The following is a 9,578-nucleotide window of genomic DNA, read 5'->3' as shown; positions in this document are numbered from 1 at the left end:
TTCGTCGCGCACTGGCAGGAGGCGGCGGCGCTGGCTGATGTGATCGACCCGGCGAGCATTGCTGTGCTGCACGGGATCGCACCGGGCGAGGAGGGGATAGCGGCTTCGCTGGGCGCGGTGCCGGTGTTGAACAGCGAAGCGCAGGTGGCGCGCTGGCGGGCGATGGGCGGCGGGCGCTGCCATGTGATGATCGACACCGGCATGAACCGTCTGGGGCTGCGCCATGATGCGCCGCTGGGTGACCTGCTCGCGGGGCTGGATATCGATATCTGTATGAGCCATCTTGCCTCAGCCGATGACACCAGCACGCAAAATGCTGCGCAGCAATCGCGCTATGTTGCGGTCATGCGCGAGGTCCGCGCGCGGCGTTACAGCCTGGCGAACAGCGCCGGGGTCGCACTGGGCGCGGACTATGCGTTTGATCTGACCCGGCCTGGGCTCGCGCTGTATGGCGGCGTGCCGTGCGCGGCACTGGCCGGTGTCATCCGCCCGGTGATGACGCTCGAGGCGCGCATCCTGCAGGTGCGCGATGTGCGCGCCGGGGAAACGGTCGGCTATGGCGCGACCTTCACCGCGCCTGCCGATATGCGCACCGCGACCGTCGCTTTGGGCTATGCCGATGGTTACAAGCGGGCGCTGTCCGGCTTGGGCCGGTTCCGCCATGGCGACGCGCTGCTGCCCGTCATTGGACGGGTGTCGATGGACCTGACCTGCGTTGACATCAGCCGTGCGCTCGATCTGCACGAAGGCGACTGGTTGCACTGCGACCTCGATCTCGCCGCTGCCGAAGCAATGACCGGAATCAGCCAATATGAATGGCTGACCCAGATCGGTCATCGTTTCGACCGCGTCTGGCAGGACTGAATGTCTGGCATCGAAGCGGCGTGTCTTGCGTAGAACGTCGCGTATGAAACGATCGATCCTCATCCGTTGGGCACGGCGTGCGATCTGGTTTGTCGTCCTGACGTGGCTCGCGATTGCCGCCTATGCATGGTTCAAGCCCCGGCCGCAGGACCTGCCGTGGACCGAACTGTCGCTGCACGATCCGGTGGGCATGTTCACCGGGCGCAAGCTTGCCGCGCTGACCCAGGATCGCGATGGCTGTCTGGCGCTGCTGGCCGGGTCAGGCCTCAAGCACGAAGCGCTTGCAACGCGCGGCGAGGGACAGTGCATCGTGCCGGATGCTGTGCGGGTTTCCTCGGGCCAGGACCTGCTCGCGCTCAGCCCCGCCAGCGTCGCGCCGTCCTGTCCGGTGATGGCGGCGCTGTTGATCTGGCAGACGCAGAGCGTCCAGCCTGCCGCACAGCGCATATTGGGCAGCCCGGTGACGCGAATCGAGCATTTCGGCAGCTATTCGTGCCGCCGCATGTACGGCCGCAGCGAGGGCGCGTGGAGCGAACACGCGACCGCCAATGCCATCGACATCAGCGGCTTTGTGCTCGCCGATGGTCGCCGCATATCTGTTCAGGGCGACTGGGCCCCGACCGGCGAAGACGCTGACACAGATACCATCAGCGAAAAGGCCCGCTTCCTGCGCGCGGTGCGTGATGATGCGTGCGACCTGTTTTCAACCGTGCTGTCGCCCGAATACAACGCGGCGCATCACGACCACTTCCACATCGATCAGGCGGAACGCGGCGCGACCAGCTGGCGCACCTGCCGCTAGGCGCGCCAGCTGACATGATTGCTTGCGTTAGCGCTCAATGCAGACCGCGATGCCCATGCCGCCGCCGATGCACAGGGTCGCCAGACCCTTTTTCGCATCGCGCCGCTTCATTTCATACAGCAGGGTGGTCAGCACCCGCGCGCCGCTTGCGCCAATGGGGTGGCCAATGGCAATCGCGCCGCCGTTGACGTTGACCATGTCCGGGTCCCAGCCCATTTCCTGCGTAACCGACAGTGCCTGTGCGGCAAACGCCTCGTTGGATTCGATGAGGTCAAGGTCGCTGACCTGCCAGCCCGCCTTGGCGAGCGCGCGGCGGCTGGCCGAGACCGGGCCGATGCCCATGATCGAAGGATCGACACCCATCGATGCCCAGCTGGCAATACGGCCCAGCGAGGTAAGGCCACGCCTTTCAGCCGCGTCCTCGCGCATCAGAACGAGCGCTGCCGCGCCGTCGTTGAGGCCGCTGGCGTTGGCAGCGGTGACGGTGCCGTCCGATTTGAACGCAGGGCGCAGGCCCGCGACGCTCTCGTAGGTTGCGCCTGCGCGGATATATTCGTCGTCCTTGACGATGGTGTCGCCCTTGCGGCCCTTGATCGTGACCTCGGCAATTTCATCGACAAACCGTCCGTCGGCGCGCGCCTGTTCGGCCAGGTTCTGTGATCGCACCGCGAACCGGTCCTGCGCCTCACGGCTGATCTGATACTTCTCGGCGAGGTTTTCCGCCGTGATGCCCATGTGATACTGGTTGAACACATCGGTCAGCCCATCATAGACCATCGTGTCGACAAGCTTCATGTCGCCCATCTTCTGCCCGGCGCGGATCATCTGGGCGTGGGCGGAGAGCGACATGTTCTCCTGCCCGCCCGCAACCACGATGTCGGCGTCACCCGTCAGCAGCGACTGATAGCCCAAGGCGATCGCGCGCAGGCCCGATCCGCACACCTGATTGACGCCATAAGCCGGGGTTTCCTTGGCGATGCCGGCGTTGATTGCCGCCTGCCGCGCCGGGTTCTGGCCCTGGCCCGCAGTCAGCACCTGGCCCAGGATGACTTCGGACACGTCTTCGCCGGTCAGACCCGATTGCGCCAGCGCCGCCTCGATGGCGATGCGGCCGAGTTCGTGCGCCGGGGTCGCGGCATAGGCGCCCAGAAAGCTGCCGACGGGCGTGCGTTTGGCGGCGGTGATGACGATGTTGGTCATGGGGTCTGGCTCCGTGCGATTGGGGCGTGCGAGTCTTGTGTCCGCAGCGCGTTGGGTCGGATCACGCTTTAGGCGGCTCGTGCGCCAAAATCCAATCTTTCAGCATCGGCCAAAGTTGATCGGGGGCCTTGCTGCCCACCATCATGCCGACATGGCCCGAGCCGAGCACAACGCGTCCCGGCAGATCGGGCGAACACGCCAGTGGCACAATGTCGTCGGTCGCGGAGGCAAATTCCATGACCGGGCCGAGCACCGCATCGGCGTGGATGTCTCGCCCGCCGACCTGCCACTGACCCCGTCCTGTGATGTCATCGCCATACAGCCGCTCGAACAGCTGTTCGCCCAGCGCAAAGGGCAGGGGATCGCCGCCATTGGCCCAGTCTTCGATGGCGACAAAGCGCCGCGCCGCCGGGCTGTCTGCGGCCATCTGTCCAAAAGTCAGGTATTTCTGGATGAGCTTGGCGGGTGACAGCGTCCAGAAGCCCTGCTGCATCACCTCCATCGGCACCAGCCCCAGCTGCGCGCAGGTGCTGCGGTGCGTCTGCCACATCGTGGCCAGTTCGGCGCGGCGCGCAGGCGGATAGCCCGAGAAATGCCACGGCGACGCGATCAGGCTGAGGCTTGCGACGCGCACATGGCAGGCCGCCGCCATCGCGACCAGCCCGCCGAGGCAATAGCCGACAAGATGCACCGGCCCCGGCAGCGCTTCGAGCAGCGGCACGAGCCGGTGATGCGCATAGCTGTCGATGTCGTCGGACCGGTCGGCAGTTTCGGTCCGCCCCCAGTCGACCAGCCCGCTGGCGAGGCCATGGTTGTGCAGCCACGCCATCAGCGAGCAATCGGCATCCATATCGAGCACATAAGGCGCGTTGATCGGCGAAGGCACGAATATGATGCGCGACGGCGCGGCGTCTGGCACGGCGTCGATTCCGGCTGCGCTCCGCAATATCGCGTTGCCGTGCTGCAGCAATATCTGCCCGGCAGGCCGCATAAAGCTGCGGTCAGCCTGCTGGTAGCGGCGCAGCGCCTTGAGCAGCAATCCCATGGATTCGTTGTCATCGCCAAGCTCATCGCGGGCAATCGCAAGGAAAAGCGGCAACGGGCGCGGTCCATGTTGCGGTGCACTATGGTGCGGTGCTACAGTGCCGCCAAGCTTATCGGGAGATGCGCGCATGGCCAAATCTGGCACCTCGGATTCGAATGACGTTATCATCATCAAGAAATACGCCAACCGCCGCCTGTATAACACCCGGTCGTCCAGCTATATCACGCTCGACTTTCTGGCCAAGCTGACGCGCGAAGGCAAGGATTTCCAGGTGCTCGATGCCAAATCGGGCGACGACATCACCCACAACATCCTCACCCAGATCATCATGGAAGAAGAATCGAGCGGCCAGCAGATGCTGCCGGTCGGCTTCCTGCGCGAGCTGATTTCGATGTACGGCAATTCGATGCAGTCGATGATCCCGCAATATCTCGAAGCCTCGATGGATGCGTTCCGCAAGAACCAGGAAAAGTTCCATTCGGCGATGGAAGGCAGCATCAAGAACAGCCCGTTTGCGCAGCTCGCCCGGCAGAACCTGGCGATGTTCGAGGCGGCATCAACCGCATTTACCCCGCGCATTCCGGGGGGCAAGGACGCTGCGCCGGGCAGCGCACCGTCATCGGACGATGAAATCGCGGCATTGAAAGCGCAGCTCGCCGAAATGCAGCGCAAGATCGATGGTCTCGCCGACAAGGGCTGAGACAAGCCTCAACCCAAAAACAATAAGCCGTTCAGCAGGATCCCAAGTTCAGTGACCAGAAAAAATGCCCTGCCCGTCACCCGGCAGGAAGACTTTGCCGCATGGTATCAGGCGGTGATCCAGGAGGCCGATCTCGCCGAAGAATCGGGCGTGCGCGGCTGCATGATCATGCGCCCGTGGGGCTTTGGCATCTGGGAGCGGATGCAGCAGCTGCTCGACCGCAAGATCAAGGAAAGCGGGCACGAAAACTGCTATTTCCCGCTGTTCATCCCCTTGAGCTATTTCGCCAAGGAGGCCGAGCATGTCGAGGGCTTTGCCAAGGAAATGGCGGTCGTCACACACCACCGGCTGAAGATGGAAGACGGCGCGCTGGTGGTTGACCCCGAAGCCAAGCTCGAAGAGCCCTTGGTGGTTCGCCCGACATCCGAAACGGTGATCGGCACCGCGTTTTCGCGCTGGCTGCAGAGCTGGCGCGATTTGCCGATCATGGTCAACCAATGGGCCAATGTCGTGCGCTGGGAAATGCGCACCCGCATGTTCCTGCGCACGTCCGAATTCCTCTGGCAGGAAGGCCATACCGCGCACGAAACGCGCGAGCAGGCGCTCGACGAGACGCTGACGATCCTCGCGATGTATCGCGATTTCGCGCAGGGGCCGTTAGCGATGCCGGTGATTGCGGGCGAAAAGCCCGAGAATGAGCGCTTCCCTGGTGCGGTCGCGACCTACTCGATCGAGGCGATGATGCAGGACGGCAAGGCGCTGCAGGCGGGCACCTCGCATTATCTGGGGCAGAACTTCGCGCACGCGCAGAACATCCGTTTTCAGGACCGCGAGGGCCAGTTCCAGTTCGCGCACACCACCAGCTGGGGCGTGTCCACCCGGCTGGTCGGCGGCGTGATCATGACGCATGGCGATGACGATGGCCTGCGCGTGCCGCCACAGGTCGCGCCGCACCAGATCGTGATCATCCCCATGTTGCGCGAAACCCCCGAGGATGCCGCATTGCTTGAGTATTGCGACACCATCCGCAAGGCGTTGGTGGGCGCGCAGGCGTTCGGCGAGCCGTTGCGCGTGCTGATCGACAAGAAGGCGGGCAAGGCCGGGCCCAAGCGCTGGGGATGGGTGAAAAAGGGCGCGCCGCTGATCCTTGAGATCGGCGGGCGCGATGCGGCGGGCGAGCAGGTGACGATGCTGTGCCGCGATGCGCTTTACGGCGCGGATGACCGGCTGGCGTCGCAGGCCTTGGGCTGGCAGGCGTTCGTCGATGCCGCACCCGGACTGCTGGTGGAGATCGAGGCGAACCTGTTCAGCGCGGCCAAGGCGCGGCTCGATGCCAACGTGCGCAGCGATGTGACCGACTTTGATGGGTTGAAGGCGCATTTCGGCGCCAGCCAGTATCCCGGCTGGGTCGCGGTCGACTGGAGCCGCCCAACCGGCGACGCGCTCGACGGCGTGGTCGAGCGGCTGAAATCGCTCAAGCTCACCATCCGCAACACGCCTGAACAGTCATCGCCTTCGGGGGAGACGTGCTTCTTTACCGGCGAACCGGCGGTGGAGCGGGTGCTGCTGGCGCGCGCGTATTGAGGGCGGGCGTTAGCGCGTATTCGCATACCCCCAAACTGACGAACCATATGGCTTCACCGCCATCATGCCCCTATATCAGACGTCATGAACTCTCCCCGCACTGTCAAACCCGCCGCCCGTCACACGGGCATGCCATCGCGCGACCAGATTTTGACCTTCATCACCGAGTCCGAAGACCCCGCCGGCAAGCGCGAGATTGCCAAGCATTTCAAGCTGCGCGGGGCAGAGAAGATCGCGCTTAAGGCGTTGCTCAAGGACATGGCCGATGAAGGGCTGATCGACAGCGCGCCGGGCCGGGCGTTCCACAAAATGGGCGGGCTGCCCAAGGTCACGGTGCTGCGGATCGTCGAGATCGACGGGCGCGATCCGATTGGCGTGCCCGACAACTGGGTGGCCGAAGGCGTGCCGGTGCCGCAGGTGCGCATCACTGAAAAGGGCCGCTCGGGCGCGCTCGCAGTGGGTGACCGGGTGCTGGCGCGCACCGAGGCGGCGGGCAAGGGCTGGCGCGGCTTTGTCATGAAAAAGCTGCACCGTGCGAGCGAGCTGCTGCTCGGCGTGGTCGAGCGCGGCGAGGGGACGAAGCTGTGGCTGAAACCCGTCGACAAGCGCATCCGGCGGCTGGTGCCGATCTCCGATGCGGGCGATGCTCAGCCCGGTCAGCTGGTGCTGGCTGAACAGGGCGGGCATCGCGAGCGGATCACCGCCAAGGTCACCGAGGTGCTGGGCGAACCGTTCGCGCCGCGCGCCTTCAGCCTGATCGCGGTGCACAAATACGGCATCCCGCTCGACTTTGCCGATGCCGCGATCACCGAGGCCGAGGCGGCGGCAAAGCTGCCACTTAATGCGGAGACGCGCGAGGACCTGCGGCATCTGCCCATCGTCGCGATCGACCCGGTCGATGCGCGCGACCATGATGACGCGATCTGGGCCGCGCCCGATGACGACCCGGCCAACGCGGGTGGCTTTCGCGCGGTCGTCGCCATTGCTGACGTCTCCTATTATGTGCGCCCTGGCGGCGAGATTGACCGGGCGGCGCGCAAGCGCGGCAACAGCGTCTATTTTCCCGACCGCGTCGTGCCGATGCTGCCCGAGGTGCTGTCGGCGGACATGTGTTCGCTGAAAGCAGGACAGGACCGCGCTGCGATGGTGTGTCATCTGGTGATTGACGCGAGCGGCAAGCTGAAAGACTGGCGCTTCATCCGCGCCATCGTGCGGCTGGCGGCGAACATTGCGTATGAGGATGCGCAGGCGGCAATTGATGGCACCACGCCCCTCCCCTTCAGGGGAGGGGTTGGGGTGGGGCCTGAAACTGGCGTCGCGAGTGCCGCCCCCACCCCCTTCCCAGTTTCGGAGTCACGTGCCTCCGAAACTCCTAAAGGGGAGGGGCTTGACCTCACCGAAACCGCGCTCAAGCCCCTCTGGGCCTGCTGGAAGCTGCTGTTCAAGGCACGCGAGGCGCGCGAGCCGCTCGATCTCGATCTGCCCGAACGGCGCATTGTGCTCGACGAGGAGGGGCGGATTGTCAGCGTTGCGGTGCGCGACCGGCTTGATGCGCACCGGCTGGTCGAGGATTTCATGATCGCGGCCAATGTCGCGGCAGCCAAGGCGCTCGAGGCGAAAAAAGCTCCCGTGGTCTACCGCGTCCACGAGCCGCCCTCGCGCGAAAAACTGGTCGCGCTCAAGGACTATCTTGAGACGTTCGATATTGCGTTTGCGCTGGGGCAGGTGGTGCGGCCCAGCACCTTCAACACGGTGCTGGCGCGGGTGAAGGACGAAACCGTCAAGCCGCTGGTGATGGAGCAGGTGCTGCGCAGCCAGACCCAGGCCTATTATGGCCCGCGCAACATGGGGCATTTCGGATTGTCGCTGGCCTCTTATGGCCATTTCACCAGCCCGATCCGCCGCTATGCCGATCTGCTGCTGCACCGCGCGCTGGTCGATGCCTATGGGCTTGAGCAAGCCGCGCCAGCCGACACGGATCTGCCGCCGACCACCGGCCTCAGCGCGCACGACAAGACTGCGCTCGACCGCATTTGCCTCACCATCAGCGGCTTCGAACGCCGCGCGATGGAGGCCGAGCGCGAGACGGTCGACCGTTATGTCGCGGCCTATCTCGCCACGCGTATTGGTGAGATCCATAAAGTTCGGATCACCGGGGTGCAGAAGTTCGGCTTTTTTGCCACGATTGAGGAATTCGGCGGCGACGGGCTGGTGCCGGTGTCAACCTTGGGGGCTGAGCGATTTTACTACGACGAGCGCGCCCAGACGCTTACCGGGGAAACGAGCGGCGACAGCTACGCCATTGGCCAGCGGCTGGAACTGCAGCTGGCAGAGGCCGATCCGGTGACCGGCGCGGTGAAGTTTGCGTTGCCAGAAGGGGCCAGCTCCATGCCTGGGCATCACCGCGATGGTCCGGCAGGCGGCAGGCCGAAACGCCCGCCGATCAAGCGGCGTGGTCGCCCGGCGAACATCCGCCACCAAAGCCGGTAGAACCTAGGTGAGGCGGTCGATGTCGGTGTCCGACAAGCCGCCGGGGATGATCGTCAGCGGGCAGGGCAGGGCTCCGGCATCGTTGCCCGCAAAGTGGCTGATCAGCGGCCCCGGCGCGCCGCTGGACGCCGCCCCCAGCACCAGCATCGCAACATCTGGATGGTCGGCCAGATAGCCACGGATTTCGCGCGATGCATCGCCGGTGCGCACGGTGATCACAGGGTTCTGCCCCATTTCGGCGAACAGCGCGCCCGCCACGCTGGTCACCAGCTCCTCGGCGCGCGCCAGTGCTTCATCCTCGATGGTGGCCTGCACCCCGCCCCAGGCAACAAAATCCTGCTTGGGCACAATCGCCAGAATATGGACATGCCCGCCGCTGCGCTGGGCGCGGCGCGAGGCAAAATGCAGCGCGGCCCGCGCCTCGCTGGATTCGTCCATGATCACCAGATATATCCGCATTTTGTTGTCAGGCCCCTCTTATGGCGGAAGAGTGCCATAAAAATGATGGGCATGACAAGGGCCTGCCCCCTTGACCCTACGCAGCTAAGGGCCGAAAACGAGCGCCGATGCATGAATCGGGGGACACTGACCTATGCCCATCAATCTTAAAATGCCCGCGCTCTCGCCCACCATGGAAGAAGGGACGCTGGCAAAGTGGCTGGTCAAGGAGGGCGATACCGTTGCGTCGGGCGATCTGCTGGCCGAGATCGAGACCGACAAGGCCACGATGGAATTCGAGGCGGTTGATGAAGGCGTCATCGCCAAAATTCTGATCGCCGAGGGCACCGACAATGTGAAGGTGGGCGAGGTGATTGCGATCATCGCGCAGGAGGGCGAAGAGGTCAGCGATGCGCCCGCCGCTGCCGCGCCCGCACCCGCCGCCGCTCCAGCGC

At 64.7% G+C, this 9,578-nt stretch carries 9 protein-coding genes; 6 read left to right on the top strand and 3 right to left on the bottom strand.

Going from position 1 to position 9,578, the window contains the following annotated elements; all coding sequences use genetic code 11:
- Positions 1-864 (top strand): alanine racemase (gene alr, locus ACEW8G_RS10295; protein ID WP_373488333.1); only part of this gene is annotated, 864 nt, incomplete at its 5' end.
- 43 nt (positions 865-907) lie between these two features.
- Positions 908-1,666 (top strand): extensin family protein, encoded by a 759-nt coding sequence (locus ACEW8G_RS10290; RefSeq protein WP_373488332.1) that lies wholly within the window; start codon positions 908-910, stop codon positions 1,664-1,666.
- A gap of 27 nt (positions 1,667-1,693) precedes the next feature.
- On the opposite strand, the gene ACEW8G_RS10285 is transcribed toward ACEW8G_RS10290, so the two are convergent.
- Positions 1,694-2,866 carry an acetyl-CoA C-acetyltransferase gene (locus tag ACEW8G_RS10285; protein ID WP_373488331.1) on the bottom strand — a complete coding sequence of 391 codons (1,173 nt, stop codon included), beginning with the start codon at positions 2,864-2,866 and terminating at the stop codon, positions 1,694-1,696.
- A gap of 61 nt (positions 2,867-2,927) precedes the next feature.
- Complete coding sequence (locus ACEW8G_RS10280; protein ID WP_373488330.1) at positions 2,928-3,965, bottom strand: alpha/beta fold hydrolase; 1,038 nt, start codon at positions 3,963-3,965, stop codon at positions 2,928-2,930.
- A gap of 73 nt (positions 3,966-4,038) precedes the next feature.
- Here ACEW8G_RS10280 and phaR point away from each other — a divergent pair, with 73 nt between their 5' ends.
- The 3 genes from phaR to ACEW8G_RS10265 all read left to right on the top strand — a co-directional run bounded on the left by phaR (position 4,039) and on the right by ACEW8G_RS10265 (position 8,685).
- Positions 4,039-4,611, top strand: coding sequence for a polyhydroxyalkanoate synthesis repressor PhaR (gene phaR, locus ACEW8G_RS10275; protein WP_373488329.1), 573 nt, complete (start codon positions 4,039-4,041; stop codon positions 4,609-4,611).
- A gap of 51 nt (positions 4,612-4,662) precedes the next feature.
- Complete coding sequence (gene proS, locus ACEW8G_RS10270) at positions 4,663-6,195, top strand: proline--tRNA ligase (RefSeq protein ID WP_373488328.1); 1,533 nt, start codon at positions 4,663-4,665, stop codon at positions 6,193-6,195.
- A gap of 84 nt (positions 6,196-6,279) precedes the next feature.
- On the top strand, positions 6,280-8,685 hold the full coding sequence (locus tag ACEW8G_RS10265) for a ribonuclease R family protein (protein WP_373488327.1): 2,406 nt from the start codon (positions 6,280-6,282) through the stop codon (positions 8,683-8,685).
- 3 nt (positions 8,686-8,688) lie between these two features.
- Here the strand turns inward: ACEW8G_RS10265 and ACEW8G_RS10260 are convergent, their stop codons facing one another.
- Positions 8,689-9,144: a universal stress protein gene (locus ACEW8G_RS10260; protein ID WP_373488326.1), complete on the bottom strand. Its 456-nt coding sequence runs from the start codon at positions 9,142-9,144 to the stop codon at positions 8,689-8,691.
- 133 nt (positions 9,145-9,277) lie between these two features.
- Between ACEW8G_RS10260 and ACEW8G_RS10255 the strand changes: the two genes are divergently transcribed.
- On the top strand, positions 9,278-9,578 hold a 301-nt coding region (locus tag ACEW8G_RS10255), incomplete at its 3' end, for a biotin/lipoyl-containing protein (RefSeq protein WP_373488325.1).

Source organism: Blastomonas sp. (assembly GCF_041747255.1).
Classification (GTDB): domain Bacteria; phylum Pseudomonadota; class Alphaproteobacteria; order Sphingomonadales; family Sphingomonadaceae; genus Blastomonas.
This window is presented reverse-complemented; position numbering and strand designations above follow the sequence as displayed.

Coding starts and splice junctions, on each gene's coding strand:
- ACEW8G_RS10290 (WP_373488332.1), top strand. CDS start 908: ATGAAACGATCGATCCTCATCCGTTGGGCACGGCGTGCGATCTGGTTT.
- ACEW8G_RS10285 (WP_373488331.1), bottom strand. CDS start 2,866: ATGACCAACATCGTCATCACCGCCGCCAAACGCACGCCCGTCGGCAGC.
- phaR (WP_373488329.1), top strand. CDS start 4,039: ATGGCCAAATCTGGCACCTCGGATTCGAATGACGTTATCATCATCAAG.
- ACEW8G_RS10265 (WP_373488327.1), top strand. CDS start 6,280: ATGAACTCTCCCCGCACTGTCAAACCCGCCGCCCGTCACACGGGCATG.
- ACEW8G_RS10260 (WP_373488326.1), bottom strand. CDS start 9,144: ATGCGGATATATCTGGTGATCATGGACGAATCCAGCGAGGCGCGGGCC.